Source organism: Pseudomonas sp. BTN1 (assembly GCF_001907715.1).
GTDB lineage: Bacteria > Pseudomonadota > Gammaproteobacteria > Pseudomonadales > Pseudomonadaceae > Aquipseudomonas > Aquipseudomonas paracarnis.
The window spans coordinates 33,131-48,847 of the sequence record NZ_MPBM01000020.1 but is presented as its reverse complement, the minus strand read 5'-3'; the positions used below and the strand labels follow the sequence as shown (position 1 = coordinate 48,847).

At 61.6% G+C, this 15,717-nt stretch carries 16 protein-coding genes; 7 read left to right on the top strand and 9 right to left on the bottom strand.

From position 1 onward, the window contains the following. Positions 1-48 precede the first annotated feature (48 nt). The 5 genes from BMH52_RS09495 (at position 49) to BMH52_RS09475 (ending at position 4,413) form a co-directional block, all read left to right on the top strand. The gene (locus tag BMH52_RS09495) at positions 49-357 is read left to right on the top strand and encodes a MazG-like family protein (RefSeq protein ID WP_003188211.1); all 309 of its coding nucleotides are present in this window, start codon (positions 49-51) and stop codon (positions 355-357) included. Next, on the top strand, positions 350-1,099 hold the full coding sequence (locus tag BMH52_RS09490) for a methyltransferase (protein ID WP_014716739.1): 750 nt from the start codon (positions 350-352) through the stop codon (positions 1,097-1,099). Before BMH52_RS09495 ends, BMH52_RS09490 begins: the two co-directional genes overlap by 8 nt. A 23-nt stretch (positions 1,100-1,122) precedes the next feature. Beyond that, positions 1,123-1,725, top strand: a complete 603-nt coding sequence (locus BMH52_RS09485; RefSeq protein WP_014716740.1) for a DUF4136 domain-containing protein — start codon at positions 1,123-1,125, stop codon at positions 1,723-1,725. 44 nt (positions 1,726-1,769) lie between these two features. After that, positions 1,770-2,327 (top strand): DUF4136 domain-containing protein, encoded by a 558-nt coding sequence (locus tag BMH52_RS09480; protein WP_014716741.1) that lies wholly within the window; start codon positions 1,770-1,772, stop codon positions 2,325-2,327. A 139-nt stretch (positions 2,328-2,466) separates the two neighbouring features. Continuing rightward, positions 2,467-4,413 (top strand): pilus assembly protein TadG-related protein, encoded by a 1,947-nt coding sequence (locus tag BMH52_RS09475; protein WP_032904910.1) that lies wholly within the window; start codon positions 2,467-2,469, stop codon positions 4,411-4,413. 162 nt (positions 4,414-4,575) lie between these two features. Here BMH52_RS09475 and BMH52_RS09470 read toward each other — a convergent pair whose 3' ends face one another. Then, positions 4,576-7,326 carry a PAS domain-containing sensor histidine kinase gene (locus BMH52_RS09470; protein WP_073843475.1) on the bottom strand — a complete coding sequence of 917 codons (2,751 nt, stop codon included), beginning with the start codon at positions 7,324-7,326 and terminating at the stop codon, positions 4,576-4,578. Further along, complete coding sequence (locus BMH52_RS09465; protein ID WP_060767980.1) at positions 7,323-7,766, bottom strand: TadE family protein; 444 nt, start codon at positions 7,764-7,766, stop codon at positions 7,323-7,325. Before BMH52_RS09465 ends, BMH52_RS09470 begins: the two co-directional genes overlap by 4 nt. A 71-nt stretch (positions 7,767-7,837) precedes the next feature. Between BMH52_RS09465 and BMH52_RS09460 the strand changes: the two genes are divergently transcribed. Further along, positions 7,838-8,341 (top strand): prepilin peptidase, encoded by a 504-nt coding sequence (locus BMH52_RS09460; protein ID WP_014716746.1) that lies wholly within the window; start codon positions 7,838-7,840, stop codon positions 8,339-8,341. A gap of 71 nt (positions 8,342-8,412) precedes the next feature. Further along, positions 8,413-9,198 carry a response regulator transcription factor gene (locus BMH52_RS09455; RefSeq protein ID WP_014716747.1) on the top strand — a complete coding sequence of 262 codons (786 nt, stop codon included), beginning with the start codon at positions 8,413-8,415 and terminating at the stop codon, positions 9,196-9,198. 47 nt (positions 9,199-9,245) lie between these two features. On the opposite strand, the gene BMH52_RS09450 is transcribed toward BMH52_RS09455, so the two are convergent. From BMH52_RS09450 to BMH52_RS09420, 7 genes are read right to left on the bottom strand one after another with little or no spacing between them, the layout of a single operon-like run. Then, positions 9,246-9,515, bottom strand: coding sequence for a DUF3613 domain-containing protein (locus BMH52_RS09450; RefSeq protein ID WP_003188221.1), 270 nt, complete (start codon positions 9,513-9,515; stop codon positions 9,246-9,248). Between the two features lie 10 nt (positions 9,516-9,525). Then, the gene (locus BMH52_RS09445) at positions 9,526-10,251 is read right to left on the bottom strand and encodes a tetratricopeptide repeat protein (protein WP_019818344.1); all 726 of its coding nucleotides are present in this window, start codon (positions 10,249-10,251) and stop codon (positions 9,526-9,528) included. Positions 10,252-10,261: 10 nt separating this feature from the next. Further along, positions 10,262-11,149, bottom strand: coding sequence for a type II secretion system F family protein (locus tag BMH52_RS09440; protein WP_019818343.1), 888 nt, complete (start codon positions 11,147-11,149; stop codon positions 10,262-10,264). A 1-nt stretch (position 11,150) separates the two neighbouring features. Then, positions 11,151-12,032 carry a type II secretion system F family protein gene (locus tag BMH52_RS09435; protein ID WP_073843473.1) on the bottom strand — a complete coding sequence of 294 codons (882 nt, stop codon included), beginning with the start codon at positions 12,030-12,032 and terminating at the stop codon, positions 11,151-11,153. A gap of 9 nt (positions 12,033-12,041) precedes the next feature. Continuing rightward, complete coding sequence (locus tag BMH52_RS09430; RefSeq protein ID WP_014716751.1) at positions 12,042-13,313, bottom strand: CpaF family protein; 1,272 nt, start codon at positions 13,311-13,313, stop codon at positions 12,042-12,044. Then, entirely contained in the window at positions 13,310-14,503 is a 1,194-nt protein-coding gene (locus tag BMH52_RS09425; RefSeq protein ID WP_014716752.1) for a Flp pilus assembly protein TadZ, read from the bottom strand. The genes BMH52_RS09430 and BMH52_RS09425 overlap by 4 nt, the downstream gene beginning before the upstream one ends. Further along, on the bottom strand, positions 14,500-15,705 hold the full coding sequence (locus BMH52_RS09420) for a type II and III secretion system protein family protein (protein ID WP_072434933.1): 1,206 nt from the start codon (positions 15,703-15,705) through the stop codon (positions 14,500-14,502). Before BMH52_RS09420 ends, BMH52_RS09425 begins: the two co-directional genes overlap by 4 nt. Between the last annotated feature and the right edge of the window lie 12 nt (positions 15,706-15,717).

The window sequence follows — 15,717 nt, the reverse complement described above, 5'->3', positions numbered from 1 at the left end:
CTCCGCGTCCCGTCATGGGGTAAGCTATACCCATTCAGGAGCCCCCGCATGAACCTCGAACACCTCACCGAACGGCTGCACCGCATTCGCGATACCAATGACTGGAAACAGTTTCACAGCCCGAAAAACCTGGCCATGGCTGCCAGCGTGGAAATGGCCGAGCTGGTGGAAATCTTCCAATGGCTCACCGAAGACCAATCCCGCCAACTGCCCGCCGATAAACTCGCCCATGCGGGCCAAGAGGTCGGTGATATCGTCCTGTACCTGCTGCTGCTGTGCAGTGAACTGGGCCTGGATATGAACGAAGTGGTGCGCGCCAAGCTGGCCGATAGCGAACGGCGGTTTGCCCATGAGTGATCGTCATTTCGACCAGTTGGCCACGCGCTTTGCCGAAAAGATCTACGGCGGCGCCAAGGGCGCGATTCGCCTGGCGGTGCTCCAGGCCGACCTGGTAGAAGCCTTGCCGCAACGCCCATTGCGCGTGCTGGATATCGGTGCAGGCCTGGGGCATATGTCGCTGTGGCTGGCCGAGCAGGGCCACGAGGTAACCCTGGCCGAACCCGCTGCGCCGATGCTTGAAGGGGCGCGTCAGCGCTTTGCTGACGCCGGCCAGACCGCGACCTTTATTCATGCACCGTGGCAGGACTTGCTCGGCCAACTCACCGAGCCTTACGATCTGGTGCTGTGTCATGCCGTGCTGGAGTGGTTGGCCGAGCCCCACGCCATCCTGCCGGTGCTGCACCAACTGACGCTGCCGGGGGGCTGGTTGTCCCTGGCCTTCTACAACCGTGATGCGTTGATCTACCGCAACCTGCTCAAAGGCCACTTCCGCAAAATGCGCAAGAACGACATGGCCGGCGAAAAGCAGAGCCTGACGCCGCAACAACCCCTGGACCCACGGGAGTTGGCGACGCAACTCGAAGGGCTGTGGCAGGTCGAAAGCCAAAGTGGCGTGCGGGTGTTCCACGACTATATGCCGGTGGAATTCCAGGCGCGCGCCAACCTGCAGGACTTGTTGGAGATGGAGCTCGCTCACCGTCGTCACCCAAGCTTTGCCGGGCTTGGGCGATATTTGCACTGGATCTGCCGCCCGGTTTAAGCGGCCCAGCGTGGGAGGTCGACATGCGTCGTCTCGGTTTAATCCTGTTGTCTTTAGGTCTTGGGGCTTGTTCGAGCCCCAACCCTTACGTCGCCAGTTCGGCACCGATGCCGCCGGCGCCCGCCCAGGCAGCCACTACCTTTGATGCCAGCGCTTACCCCGCGCCGGTACGCGACTATGGCGCCTACCGCAGTTGGGGCTGGCTCAACGGCCAGTTGCCGGCGGGTACGGCCTGGGCCGATTCGGCGCAGATTGCCGAGGCGGTCAGCAGCGCTCTCGACCAGCGTGGCTTGCGTCCCTTGCATGACAAGCGTGCGCCCGACCTGCTGGTGAGCGCTGATGTACGCCTGGAAAAACGCCTGCGCCAGGTCCAGGATGATTACGGGTATGGCTACGGTGGCTACAACCGTTATGGCAATGGTTATGGCATGTACAACAGCGTGCCTGTGGTGCGTACCTATGAAGTGACAGTGGCCGTGGCGCGTATCAGCCTGTTCGATGCGCGCACCCGCCAGCCGGTGTGGAGCACCAGCGCCGAAACCACCAGCCAGGGCAGCCTGAGCGAACGCGCCGATAGCTTGCGCAAGGCGATGCAGAAGGCAATGGCCGCCTATCCACCCAGTTAGCAGCTATTCTCATTACAGGCCCACGTTGTTTTTTGGAGAGCACCATGCTTCGTCGCATCGCTGCACTTGCTGTTGTCATGTTGCTGGGCGGTTGCCAGAGCAACCAGGTCAACCATGATTTCGACGCCAGCCGAGACTTCGGCGCCTATCGCAATTGGGCCTGGAAAGACCCGGCGTTGCAGTACCGTCCCGATGACCCGCGAATCAAGAGCGACCTCACCGAGCAACGCATCCGCCAGGCCGTGGGCGAACAGCTGGATCAGCGCGGTTTGCGTCCTGCGGCGGCGGGTACCAAGGCAGACCTGAATGTGCAGGCCTATTTGATTGTCGAAGACCGCCAGCAGCAAGTCACCACCAACTATGGCGGTGCCTGGGGCGGCCCGTGGAATGGTTATTGGGGCGCGCCGATGTACAACGAAACGCGCAATATCACCTACAAAGTGGCGACCATCCAGATCGACCTGCTCGACGGCAAGGACGGCAAACTGGTGTGGCGCGGCAGCGACGAACAAATGATGGCCAGCACGCCAAACCCCGAGGATCGCAACAAGGCCATCCGCAGCACTGTGACCAAGATCCTCTCCAACTACCCGCCGCGCTGATCTCCCTGTAGGAGCGAGCAAGCTCGCTCCTACAGTACTAGGGCATCTCCGCCAGTCGCCAATGTGGCGAGTTGCCAGCAACCTGTCGAAGCCTTGTCTACACTCCAGTGCAACGGAGAGTTAGCGCAGGAGTGCTTCGATGTCTCCCCGATTCGGTTCCAGACAGCGTGGTGCAATAGGCTTGATGGCGGCAGGCACCTTGGCCTTGGCTCTGGTGTTCACGTTGCTGGCGGTCGACAGCGGGCGCTTGTATCTGGAAAAGCGCAAGCTGCAATCCGTCGCCGACACCTCGGCGTTGGAAGCCGCTGGTCTGGGTGGCCAGTGCGGTACCAACACCACCGCGAACGCCTATGCCACGCAAAATGCGGCGCGCAACGGTTTTGTGGTCGGTAATGGCAGCACCCTGGCGGTGACATGCGGCACCCTGGCGACCAACGCCCTCAACACCCGTGTGTTCAGCGCCGATGCCACCAAGAGCGACGCAATCCGCGTGGTGGCCTCGCGCACCGTCCTGACCAGCATCGCCAATGGCCTGTGGAACCTGTTCAGCGGCGCGCCGATCAACCCGCAGATCAACTTGAGCGCCACCGCCGTCGCGGCGACACCGCCGCCCGTGGCGCAGTTGTCGATCCGCAGCAGCCTGGCCAGCGTCGATTCAGGCAAATCCCCGCTGCTCAACCTGGTGATCGGCAACCTGCTCGGCGGCAACCTTTCGCTCACGGCGGCGGGTTGGAACGGCTTGCTGCAGACCAACGTCAACCTGCTCAGTTACCTCGACCAACTAGCGATCAACCTGAACGTGAAGGCCGGTGACTACGATGCCTTGCTCAGTACCGCGGTCTCGGCGACTCAACTGATCGACGCTGCTGTGAAGGTCTTGCAGAAAAACGGCGCGGCGGCCACGGCGGTCATCAATGACGTGATTTCGATTCAAGCCATTGCACCTAACAGCAAGCTGTTAACGGTGGGAGACCTGGTCGACATCGCCACCGGCACGCCGACAGCGGCGCTGAACAGCAACGTGCAATTGTTTCAACTGCTGGAAGCGGTAGCGCAGTTGTCCAGTAGCAAGAATGCGGTGAGTGCGGCGGCGCAACTGAACATTCCGTTGGTCGGTAACGTTTCGATCCAGACTAAAGTGATTGAGCCACCGCAGCTGTCGGCGATTGGCAATCCGTTGTTGGCCAAGGAAGGTTTGAAAAAGAGCCCGCCGACCGATCAGATTTTTGTACGCACTGCGCAAGTGCGGACTTTGGTGTCTGTTCAACTGCCCGTGCTGAACGGTATCAATGGATTGACGTCTGCGGTCTCCGCTATAACGACGCCGGTGACAGGTGTCGTGAATAACTTGCTGCATTTAAACTTGGTGAGCCTGCTGGATCCACTCTTGTGCCTGATTTTAAAGCCTTGTGACCATACGGATGTTCAGTTGTTGAGCGGCCTGGACATCAATATCGAGGTGGCGAGCGCGAAGAGTCATGTCACGGATTTCAATTGTGCGAGCAATGCGGCGAAATCACTGACCGTTCAGGTTGAGACTGCGCTTGCAGATGTGTCGGTAGGGAAAGTGGATCCGGTACAGGCATTTTCCTCAGCAGTGGAAGCTGATGTGAAACCAGTAGCACTTGTTGATATCGGTGTGCAGACATGCAAGGGAATATTCGGCTGTGGCCCACGTAAGGCTGGTGTAGGTGGGAGCTTATCCTTATCGGTTGTTCACGCAAAGGTTGGCGGGGGGGAGCAAGCTCTAGTGTTTTCTCCAGTCAACGATATGAATCTGACACCCACTTATAAATCTGTTCCTCCCTCGACAGAAGTGGTCAAAGGATTGGTCAATACCTTAGGGGCTATTCAAGTGAATTACGTTCCCCCAGCCGGAAGCTCTCCGGGTGGAATCCTGCCGGCGGTCTCGGGTTTACTCTCCACCATCACCAATACGCTGGTCACCGCGATCAAAAGCGTATTGTCGCCAATACTAGACCCGATTGTGGATGGCTTGCTCAGCGCCTTGGGCATTAACCTGGGCAACGCCGAAGTCGGCGCCAATCTCACCTGCCATATGGGCCGGGCTTATCTGGTGATTTAGCCTGTTGGTCTATCTGACGCACCGCGTTCCAAATGTGGGAGCTGGCTTGCCTGCGATAGCGGCCTGCCAGTCGACACAGTTATACCTATACCGAATACATATCCACCTGCGGTAACGGCCGCTTAGGGTTCCGCTTTTACAGCGGCTCGCTTCGCATCGTGGTTAGCTGATTGAGTGCTGCGCGATGGGTAACTCGACGCAGAATTTCGCGCCGGCCTCGCCGTTGGTAACGCTCAAGCGCCCACCCATATTTTCCACAATCCCATAGCTCACCGAGAGCCCCAGTCCGGTACCGACGCCGATTGGCTTGGTGGTAAAGAAGGGCTCGAAAATCCGCTCCAGCAAGCGCGGGTCTATCCCGCCGGCGTTGTCTTCGACCCAGATACGCACATGCTGGCTGTCGTGCTCGCTGTGCAGGGCAATCCAGGGGCGCAGGGCAGGGTCTTTTTCTCGTTGGCTGAGCAATGCGTCACGGGCGTTGACCATCAGGTTGATCAGCACCTGCTCCAGCTGGTCGACATAGCCTTTGACCTGCACCGAGAAGTCCGCAGGGCTGATGCGCACGTCCACACCTTTGCCGCGCAGGCCTTCGCTGAGCAGGGACAGAGTGCCCTCCAGCGCCTGCGCCGGGTCGAACGGTTGCTGCTCGATTTCCGAGCGGCGGCCGAACACGCGCATATGGTCGACCACCCGTGCTGCACGTTGCACCTGGGCGTCGATGCGCTGGAGTTTTTCCGTGAGGTAGTCGATTTGCACATCGCCATTGCCCAGGCGCTTGAGCACGTTGACGACGGCCATGTGCATCACGTTCAGCGGTTGGTTGATCTCATGGGCCAGGCCGGTGGCCATTTCGCCGAGGGTGGCCATTTTCGCGCTTTGGGTCAGTTGCTGCTGGGAGCGGCGTACTTCGGTGTTGTCGCGCCCCACGGCCTGCACCTCGATCAGGGCGCCTTGTTCATCGAAGACGCCACGGTCCGACCACACCCACCAGGCATGTTCGCGCCCCGGCAGTTGCAGGCTGATTTCCGCCGTGCTCACCGGGAATTCCGGGGTCAGTTGCTGGATGCGCTGTACAAAGGCGGCGCGTTGTTCATCCGACAGCCACTGGCCCAAGTCGATGCCTGGCAATTGCTCGGGCCGACATTCCAGGTAATTGGCCAGCGGCGTGTTGCCGAAGGTGAGGATCAGGTCGGGGCGGTAGCGACAGATCATCGCTGGCGAGTCTTCTACCAGGATGCGGTAGCGTTCTTCACTTTGGCGCACCTGCTCGGCGGCCAGGGTCGCTTCGGTGACGTCCAGCCACAGGCCTACGGCTTCCACCGGCAGGCCGAGGTCGTCGCGCAAAAGCTTGGCTTCGTCGAGCAGCCAGTGGTAGTTGCCTTGTTTGTCGCGCAGGCGGTAGCGGCTGCGCACGTTGCCTTCGCGCAGCAGTTGGCGGGTGCGTTCGAAGTAGCGTTCTCGGTCGTCGGGGTGGATCAGCGCCGCCAGGGTGTCGTGGTTGCAATCGGCCAAGGTCCAGCCCAGCAGCGGCAACAGGCTGGCGCTGAAAAACGCCGGGTGCAGCGCGCCGTTGACGTAGCGCTGCACATAGATGACGGCCGGTGAGCTGGCGATCAGGTTGTCCAGGCGCGCATGGGCGGCGGCGGCTTGCAGTTGCTGGTTCTGGATGTCGCTGATGTCGAGCATGAAGCCGATCCAGCGCCGTTCATTGCCGGCGCCCAGCACTTGGCCTTGTATGCGGTACCACAGGGGCGACTGCTCGGACTCGGTGCGTTGCAGGCGCACGCTGGTCAGCAGTGGCTTGCCCAGGGCTTGCAGGTCTTTCAGGCGGCTGTCGAGGGCCTGGCGGTCGGCGGGGTGGATAAGTTCGAGCCAGGTGCCGAGAGGTTGGCGGGTGGGGCCTTCGTCCAGGCTCAGGTTGCGCAGCAATTGTGGCGCCAGCTGGATCTCCTGGGTGGCGGGCAACAGTTCCCACCAGCCAGTGCCGAGCAGGCCTTGCAGGGCTTCAACCCGTTCCAGTTGCTGGTGGTGACGCTGTTCGCGCAGGCGGCCCAGCAGCGGCGCGGCGAGTGCTGCGCACAGGTTCAGCCAGTCACGCTCGCCGGTGTGGTGTGCCTGGCCGTTATAAAAACCACACAGCAGCCACGCGGCGGCGCCATGGCTGTCGCGGTACGGCACCAGGAAGCCGTCGGCATTGCCAAATACACCGTGCAGGCGCGGGTTGTCGCTGCGCCCCTGGACAATGTCCAGGCTCAGTGGCGTGTTGCCGTTGATGCTGTCCAGGCTGGTGCCCAGGTGTTGCCCGGTTTGCCATAAGGCCGGGGCGTCGTGGGCGGCGTAGTGGCTGTAGATGCGCCAGCCCTGGTCATCTTCGTCGAGCAGTGCCATGGCGACGCAGGGGATGTGCCAGCGCTGGGCCACGCTGCGCAGGTGTTCGCTGAACACCTGGGGCAGGCGGTTGGGGCTGCACACGCGCAGCTGTTCGCTCATCAGGGCGGCGAGTTGGTGGTTCTGTTCGCGTTGCTGCACCCGTACTCGGTCGGCCAGCAGGTCAGTGATGTCCAGCAGGTGCAGGGCCCAGCCGTCACCCTCCGGCTCGATCCAGCCGCGGGTATGCAGGACCTGGCCGGCAGCGCCCTGAAAGTCGAGGTCCAGGCCGTGTCGTTGCCACTCCTGCGGCGTGCCCTCGACACTCAGTGCGCTATCGGCACACAGCAAGGTCTGCAAGGGCGGGTTGGGCGCGTTAGCAAGATGCTGGGCAAGCAAAGGCCTCAAGGTGCCTGAGATGCTCAGCACCCGACCCAGGTTGTCCAATTGCACTTGCAGGCCCGGCGCGGGTGTTGCTGGCGCGTCCAAGGCCAGGGCGCTGCTGCGTCCGCGCAGGCGTGCGAACAATTTATCCCCCGTCGTCAAAACTGAAGGCTCGAGGTAGCAGTGAGGTTGGTGGGCAGGTTGGGTACGGTGCCCACCCCGGGCAATACCAGGGCCGGCAGGACCGCTTTGATATTGGCCGAGGGGTAGGTGATCTTCACCGTCAGCAAATTATTGGTGTAGGTGGCGGTGATATAGCCGGGCAAGAATTTCAGTGAGCCGGGGATCCAGTTCAATTGGGCCTGGGCGGCATCCTTGGCGCGTTGCACAACCAGGGCCGAATAGCCTGCACCTGCAGTGATTGGGTCCAGGGACACACTGCGGCGTACCCCTTCAGCCGCCGCCTGGTGAAATGACTGCATCAACAGCAATGGCAAGCTGTAGCTGAGCATGCCGTAGAACACCGCAAAGAAAATCACGAAGACCAAGGCAAACTCGATCGCCGCAGCACCTTTTTGCTTTCTCGGGAGGCTCGATTTCATGACTGCGTCTACCCTGAGGCGAGTACTTGATATCAGCATAGAATCATTCAGCCAAAAGGGATGTTTTTTACGTGATCCAGACGCTAGTGATTGTGCTGTGGTTGGGCGTATGTGCCGTGCAGGATATTCGCCAGCGCCAGATTGCCAATACGCTGACCCTGGGCGTTGGGCTGCTGGCGTTGATCTACCTGCTGTGGGCGGGGTCGACGTGGCTGGGCGCGCCTCGCAGCGAGGGGGGGCTGGCCTTGGCCTTGGCGTTGGTGCTGACTTTGCCGGGTTATGCGTTGGGCCGCTTTGGCGCGGGAGATGTGAAGTTGCTCGCCGCCCTGGGGCTGGCCTCCAATATCGAGTACCTGCTGGGGGCGTTGATCGGTGCGGGCATCGCCATGGTGGCCTGGACACTTATGCATCAAGGGCTTAGCTCAAACCGCGTTGAACGGGGAGGGCAAGCGTCAACAAAACAGCCTTTTGCGCCCTTCGTTTTGACAGGTTTTGCCGGCAGCTGGTTTTGGATCCATCAGTCGCGCGAGTTGATTAATGCTATGTACATAGTCGGAAAGTACGTCTACGTTTAATCAGGAGTTGTGTAGGAATTTTCGTCAGAAAGGATAGGTCATCATTTGGCTTGCCAGGCATGGAGTAGCGCGTGAACAAGCTTACGTCCGCAGTAAAAGTGCTCGTAGTCGACGATCAACCCTTAATCGTAGAGGAGCTCTGTGAATTTCTTGAAAGCAGCGGGTACCGTTGTGTCCCGTGCGAGTCCAGTGAGCAAGCTGTCCAGCGTTTCAAGGAAGACCTTCAGATCGGTTTAGTGCTGTGTGACCTGCATATGCCGGACATGGACGGCATCGAGCTGGTGCAGGCGCTGCAACGCATCGCCGGCAAACATCGCGCGTTCGAAGCGATCATGCTTACCGGGCGCGCCGACAAGCAGGATGTGATCAAGGCCCTGCGTGCGGGCATCGCTGATTACTACCAGAAGCCGATCAACCTCGATGAATTGCTCGAGGGCCTCAAGCGCCAGGAAGTGGCATTGGAGGAGCGGCAGAAAGACCTGCAGCTGGGCACGCTCAACCAGAAGCTGCAGTACCTGTCCGAATCCATCAACGACTTGTATATGGACTTGGACAAGGTGCGCCGAAACCCGACGCCCCAGGACCATGACGGGGACCCTTCGGCCGATGAAGCCGGGCCGTTGGAGATCCCGGCGATCTTCAATCAACTGTCACCGCGCCAGTTGGATGTGGCCCGCCTGGTGGGCAAGGGCCAGACCAACTACCAGATTGCCTGTGAGCTGGGGATTACCGAGAACACGGTCAAGCTGTATGTGTCCCAGGTATTACGCCTGACCCATATGCACAACCGCACGCAGTTGGCGCTGGCGTTGTCACCGAACAACTCGGCGATGCGCCAGCGAGTAACGGCGCACTAGCACCGCCCCCTGTAGGAGCGAGCTTGCTCGCTCCTACAGGGGGGATTTTATTTGCTGCCCTGCGCAGTCCCGCCTACTTTCTGATCAAAAAACTCCGGGATTGGATGCTTGTTGCTGTCCAGCCAGCGCTTGAGCGCCTGTTCGCGTTCTGCCGGCGTGGTTTTTTGCGGGTTGGCCGAGGCTGCACGCCCGCTCAGTTGCAGCGCCATCCAGTTTTCCGTTTCTGCCTGCCGGGGTGAAGATGGCCCCGCTTCGATGGCCGAAGCAAGGAGGGGCAGCGCCAGGCAGGCAAGGCCGGCAAGGTGGTGGAATTTCATCATCGACTCCCTATTTCACAGAGGCCGGCAGCGTGTCGCTGACCGCCGCTACCTGATCTTTGACTGGACGCTGCGGTGCCGTGCCAGCTTCCTTGAGGTGTTGCGCCCGTGCCTGGGCCCGGGTCACCTGATCAGGGCTCAACCCGAGTTGGCCGACCACTTTCGCGGCCTGCTCCCAATTGTCCTGATAGATCAGCAAGGTCACCAGGTTCACTGCCGCCAGTTGATCGCTTTGCTTGAGCTCGATGGCGGTCATGAATTCAAAGCGTGCGTCGTCCAGGCGCCGTTGATCGAGGTACACCACGCCCAGGTCATTGCGGATTTTTTCGTCGGTGGGCGCCAGCCGTGCCGCACGTTGCAGGTGAGCCATGGCCTGGCCGTTGTCGCCCTTGGCCGATGCCAGTTGCCCCAGGCCGTGCTCACCGTCGGCGGCCAGACAGGTGCCCAGCAGGCTGCGGTACAACGGCTCGGCGTCAGCACGGCCCAGCAAGCGATAGGCACGGGCCTGGCGTTGACGAACCTGGGGCAGGGTGCTGGGCAGGTTCTGCAGGTTGGCGAGGCTGGCGTGCAGCTTGCCTTCGTTGGCCATGTCATCGGCCAGGTTCAGCGACAGCTCCTGGTCGGCGCTGGGCTTGGGGCAACTGCCCGGCGCCAGCAACCCGGCCCACGGAACCTGGCCATTGCTGGCACAACCGCCCAGCATCAGCAGGCTCAAGGCGACGATCAGTGGTTTCATGGCAGGCTCCTCAAAAATTATTCAAGGCTCGGGAGATGGCGATCATGGCCGGCCCCCCCAGCACGATCAGCAAGGCGGGAAACAGGAACACCATCATCACCACGGACATCTTCGCGGACATCTTCGAAATGTATTCCTGCAGGCGGGTCAGGCGGCGGTCGTCGAGCAACTGCTTGAGGGCCAGCAGGGATTTCATCGCACCGCCGCCTTGGTGGATCAACTGCTGAAGGATGATGCAGGTGTCGGTGAACTCATCCACGGCCAGCAGGCGTGCGGTCTTGCCCAACTCTTCGGACAGCTCCAGACCCGAGTCGACCCTTGCCAGGACCAGCCGCAGTTCATGGGTCAGGTCTGGCAGCAAGCGCTGGGCTTCGGTGCTCAACACCCGCAGCGATTGCTCAACTGCCATGCCGGATTCGAACAGGATGCGCAGCAACGGAATGAAGGTGGAAATTTCCCGAGCGATGCGCTCCTGGCGGTATTTCGCGCTGAGGGCCAGGATGCGTTTGGGCAGCAGGTAACCGATGCCCAGGGCAATTGCCGGGGCAATCCAGGGCGAGCCAGCATGGGGGAACAGCAGTTGCTGGCCGAGCAGGGTCAAGCCCAGTAGCACGATGGGCACACCGATCTGGAAAGCCGCAAACATGGAACGCTGGTTGGCTTTGCGCCAGCCGACGCGGTTGAGCAGGGTCTGGGTTTCGTTGTCCAGGCTGACCGAGCGCTGGGCCACGGCGCTGGCGCCCAACTGGCGCATCAGGCTGCCGAGTTTGTCCTCGCGGGTCAGTTGGCCTTGCAGGCGTTGGCTGACCAAGCGTTGACGGCGCTTCTGCTCCAGCAGGTTGCCGACGATCAAGGCGACGGCGGCGAGCGACAGCAGGATGCAGATCAGGATGGCCATCTCAAATACTCCGCAACATGCGCCACATGACGAAGGTGCCCGTGATGTCGAGCGCCACCGCGGCCAGCAGCAGGTAGCGCCCTGTACCGTCGTTCCACATGCTCATCAGGTAGCCTGGGTTGACCATCAAAAAGTAGCCGACCATGGCGATGGGCAAGCCCGCCAGCACATAGGCGGTCATGCGCGTTTCGCCGGTCATGGCCTTGAGTTGGCGCGCACCCTGTTCGCGCTCGCGGATCATCTTGATCAGGTTTTCCAGCAGCTCGCTGGCGTTGCCGCCGTAGCGGTGGTTGACCTTCAGGCCCAGGGCAAACAGGCGGAACTCATCGCGTTCGTAAAACTCGGCAAAGTCGCTGACCGACTCCGGCAGGCTCACGCCCATTTGCACGTTACGCTGGATGCGGCTCATCGCCTGTTTGAGCGGCGCTTCGGTGCTGTCGATTGCGCCCAGAACGGCGTCTGCCAGGGTGCGCCCAGACTTGAGGCTGCGCACGCTGTGGTCCAGCAGCTGCGGTAATTGTTCGACCATGCGCTGCACTCGCCGTTGGTAGCGCCAGGCGATATACACCCGCAACAGCAGCGGCGGCAGGATCAGCATGGCCAACAGGCCTAGCCCGCCGGCCAGCAGATAGCCCAGCAACATGCCCGCGGTCCAGCCACTCAGCCACAACCCCAGGCGGTCGGTGGGCTTGCCCAGGCCGGCGCGCTGGAACATGCGCTCCAGCGCGACCCAGCTGCCGTTCGGCTCCTGGGGCACCGGCTGGCCGTCGCTGAGCCGCTCCAGCACCCGATCGGTACCGGCCTGGCGCAGCCCTCGCTGGAACAGCCAGACGGACAGGCTGATCAGCAGGATGCAAATGAGCAGCAAGACAAGTCCGGTCATAAGCCCTCTCTACAACGGCAATGCCGATTCACGCCGCAGCTTGTCGCCGGCCGGGTTGAGCGCTTCGCGCAGGAAGCCAAAACCGGTACGGCGGTCGAGGCGGAACAGGGTGTTGGTGACATACACGTCGTCGCGTACGCCCACCACTTCTACCACCTCGCTGACGCAACGGCGCCCATCGGGCAGGCGCGTCAGTTGGATCACCACATCCAGTGCGGCGCAGATCATCTGCCGCAGGGTTTTCTCCGCCACCACACGGCCGGTCAGACCCACCAGGGTTTCCAGGCGCAATAGCGCGTCCTGGGCATTGTTGGCGTGCACCGTGCTCATGGAACCGTCATGACCGGTGTTCATGGCCGTCATTACGTCGAGCACTTCGACGCCACGGATCTCGCCAAGGATGATGCGGTCCGGGCGCATCCGCAGGGCGTTGCGAATCAGGTCGCTGGCCTTGACCTCGCCATGCCCCTCGGCATTGGGCGGGCGGGTTTCCAGGCGCACCACGTGGGGGTGGCCCAGTTGCAGCTCGGCCACGTCTTCGATGGTGACCAGGCGTTCGTGGGGGTTGATCAATTGGCTGAGGATATTGAGTAGCGTGGTCTTGCCGGTGCCTGTGCCGCCACTGATGAGGATATTGCAGCGCTTGCCCACCGCTTCCTGGAAGAACTCGAAAATAGGGTGGTCGATGGTCTGCATCGCCACCAGGTCGCTGCTCTTGAGCATGTCCTTGCGAAACTTGCGGATCGACAGGCAGGGGCCGTCCAGGGCAATCGGCGGGATGATCGCATTGACCCGGCTGCCATCTGGCAAGCGCGCATCGACCATCGGTGACGACTCATCCAGGCGCCTTCCAAGGGGCGCGAGAATGCGCTGCATGACGCGTTCTACATGGTGCGCGTCGATAAAACGCAGATCGCTCTGATGGAGTACTCCGTCACGCTCGATAAACACCCGGTGCGGGCCGTTGACCAGAATCTCGGTGATCGACACATCGCGCAGCAGCACTTCCAGCGGGCCGAAGCCAGTCAGCTCGTCGACGATTTCCTCGGCCAGGCGCTCCATTTCATAGCGCGAGATCGCCAGGTGCATGCGCGTGATGTATTCGGCTACTTTGTCGATGACAAATTGCGCCAGGGATTGGCGCGAGCCTTCCAGCAGATTCTGGCCCGACTCTTCGATGGCATCGATGATGTAGCGATGCAGCACCAGTTTCAGGCCATCATGGTCGTTGTGCGCGGCGCTTCCACGGGCCGGGGCGCCGAAGAGTTTTTCGCCGTTCATCGACTCGCCCCCAGCAGGCGTTCGAACCAGCGTGTCGAGGGTTTATCCAAGCCTTCGGTACGTTTGGCCAGGCGCTCGCCCAGGTGACGCAGGGCTTGGGTCAACGCTTCGCGGGGGGCCAGGGTGAACAGGCTTTGCCCCTGGTTTTTGGCGTTCAGGCGCACTTCTGGGCTCAGGGGCAGCACGGCGATGCACTCCAGGCCGAAGCTTTTTTCCAGGGCTTCGGTGTCGGGGGCACAGCCTTTGATGTAGCGATCGACGAGCAGCTTGGCATGGTCGAGCTTCATGCCTTTTTCGCGCCACAGGTTCAGCACCGCCAGGTTACGCCGACAGTCGAGCACGCCCTGGTCGGTGCACCACAGCAACTTGTCGCAGTGGCTGACAAAGGTACGCAGGGCTTCGCTGTCCGCTTGCCCGGTGAGGTTGACCACGATGTGCTGGAAGTGCTGGCGCAAGGCGCTGAGCAACATGTACAGCTCGGCGGCGCTGGTCATTTCCAAGGGTTCATCGCTGGCGGCGTAGGCAAGGATCCGCAGGCCGTCGTCGGTGCTGGTGAAGGCGCTGTTGATGAGCGTGGCGTCCAGGCGGCGCAGGTGGCGCAAGGCGTCGCCGAAATTGAAGGTGCTGTCCAGGCCCAGCAGCGCCAGGCTGTCGCCCCTGGGCAGGCCGAGGTCGAGCATCAGCGTCTGCTGGCCGCTTTTTTGCACCACCATCGCCAAGTGGCTTGCCAGCAAGGCGCCATCGGTGTTGCCCTGGGCACCGTAGAGCACGGTGAGGCCGCCGAGGTGGGCGTTCGGCGCGGTGGGCGGCAAGCGCTTGCTCAGGCGCCGCACCAGCCCGGCCACTTCGCTGGAGCGCGAGCCATAGGCGACAAAATCCCGCGCACCGGCACGCATGGCGTTGAGCACCAACTGGTTGTCCATGCCGTCGCCCAAGGCCACCACCGCCAACATCGGCTTGGCTTCCAGGGCGCCTTCGATCAAGGCGCTCTGGGCCACCAGGTGTTCACGGTCCAGGCCCACGAACACCAGGTTGGCGAAGGTCACGTCCACCAGTGCCAACAATTCATCCAGGCTGCCGCCGCCCACGCTGATCACTTGGCCAAGGGGCGCCAGTGCGCCCTGGAGCCATTCCAGGTCGGTGCTGTTGCGGGTGATTGCCAGGAAGGTCTGGCTCAGGCTATCGCTCATTGGGAAAGTCCACTGCGACGGTCGAAGTTGCCGTTTTCCAGGAAGAACAGCCGGAACCAATTCGGGTCATAGGTGCGCAGTTTTTCGCCGGGCAGCGACGGCAACTGCGCATTGGCAGCCAGTGGCTGGACCAGATGCGGCGTGACAATCATCAGCAGTTCTTTTTCTTCGCTGTTGATATTGGAGTCGCGGAAAAACGCACCAAGGATCGGGATATCGCCCAGGCCCGGGAGCTTGGCGATGGTGGAGCGGTTGGTGCTGCTGATCAGGCCGCTGATCACAAAGCTTTCGCCATCGGCCAGTGACACACTGGTGTCGGTGCGCCTGACGGTCAGGGCAGGCACCTGGATGCCCTCAATCCGGATCGCGTTGTTGTAGTCCAGCTCGCTGACTTCCGGGGCGACCTTCAAGGCGATGCGGTTGTGGTCGATGACCGTGGGCGTGAGGGTCAGGCGAATGCCGAACTCCTTGTACTCAATGGTGATGGTATCGCTGCCGGCACTGGGCACCGGAATCGGCACTTCGCCGCCGGCCAGGAAGGTTGCGCTCTGGCCGCTCATGGCCACCAGGCTCGGGCGTGCGAGGGTGTAGGCGAAGCCACTGCTTTCCAGGGCGTTGATCAGCGCCTTGACCCGGCCACCGCCAAAACCGATGTTGAAGCTCTCAGCGCTCACCGGCAATTTGAAGATGCCCTCTGAAGGGGACAGCAAGCTTGGGCTGCCGAGGAAGAAATTGTTGCCCATGCCCAGGATCTTGGTGCTGGCTTCCTTGAGCTTGGTGCGGCTGACCTCGACGAAGCGAATATCGGTCTGCACCTGGCTGGGCAGCGTCGGGTCTTCGGAGGGCGATAGCGATTGGCTGGTCAGCGCCGAGGTGGCCTTGCCTTTAACGAACACCATGCTCTGACGCGGCGTGGTCGAGCAGCCGGTCCACACCATCAGGCTGGTGGCACCGCTGCCGACACCGGTGAGCAGAAAGTGGCGGTCGCCGTTGACCCGCACGTCGGCGATTTTCGGATCGCCGATAGCCAGGCGCGTAATCGCTACCGGCGATTGCAGCTCGGTTTGCAAGCCTTCGCCCACCTCGATCACAGCGGGCAGTTGGCCCAGGGTGTTGCAGTTGCCCGATGCGCCCATCGCCATGCCCAGGGGCAGGCACGGCAGCATCAAGGCCAAGGCCAATTGAGCGTAGCGTTGGCTCATTCAAGGCATCCT

Excerpts from the sequence above, each read along its gene's own strand:
- BMH52_RS09450 (WP_003188221.1), bottom strand. The coding sequence starts at position 9,515 with ATGAAATTCCACCACCTTGCCGGCCTTGCCTGCCTGGCGCTGCCCCTC.
- BMH52_RS09465 (WP_060767980.1), bottom strand. The coding sequence starts at position 7,766 with ATGAAATCGAGCCTCCCGAGAAAGCAAAAAGGTGCTGCGGCGATCGAG.
- BMH52_RS09430 (WP_014716751.1), bottom strand. The coding sequence starts at position 13,313 with ATGAACGGCGAAAAACTCTTCGGCGCCCCGGCCCGTGGAAGCGCCGCG.
- BMH52_RS09445 (WP_019818344.1), bottom strand. The coding sequence starts at position 10,251 with ATGAAACCACTGATCGTCGCCTTGAGCCTGCTGATGCTGGGCGGTTGT.
- BMH52_RS09440 (WP_019818343.1), bottom strand. The coding sequence starts at position 11,149 with ATGGCCATCCTGATCTGCATCCTGCTGTCGCTCGCCGCCGTCGCCTTG.
- BMH52_RS09485 (WP_014716740.1), top strand. The coding sequence starts at position 1,123 with ATGCGTCGTCTCGGTTTAATCCTGTTGTCTTTAGGTCTTGGGGCTTGT.
- BMH52_RS09480 (WP_014716741.1), top strand. The coding sequence starts at position 1,770 with ATGCTTCGTCGCATCGCTGCACTTGCTGTTGTCATGTTGCTGGGCGGT.
- BMH52_RS09425 (WP_014716752.1), bottom strand. The coding sequence starts at position 14,503 with ATGAGCGATAGCCTGAGCCAGACCTTCCTGGCAATCACCCGCAACAGC.
- BMH52_RS09420 (WP_072434933.1), bottom strand. The coding sequence starts at position 15,705 with ATGAGCCAACGCTACGCTCAATTGGCCTTGGCCTTGATGCTGCCGTGC.
- BMH52_RS09475 (WP_032904910.1), top strand. The coding sequence starts at position 2,467 with ATGTCTCCCCGATTCGGTTCCAGACAGCGTGGTGCAATAGGCTTGATG.
- BMH52_RS09490 (WP_014716739.1), top strand. The coding sequence starts at position 350 with ATGAGTGATCGTCATTTCGACCAGTTGGCCACGCGCTTTGCCGAAAAG.
- BMH52_RS09495 (WP_003188211.1), top strand. The coding sequence starts at position 49 with ATGAACCTCGAACACCTCACCGAACGGCTGCACCGCATTCGCGATACC.
- BMH52_RS09435 (WP_073843473.1), bottom strand. The coding sequence starts at position 12,032 with ATGACCGGACTTGTCTTGCTGCTCATTTGCATCCTGCTGATCAGCCTG.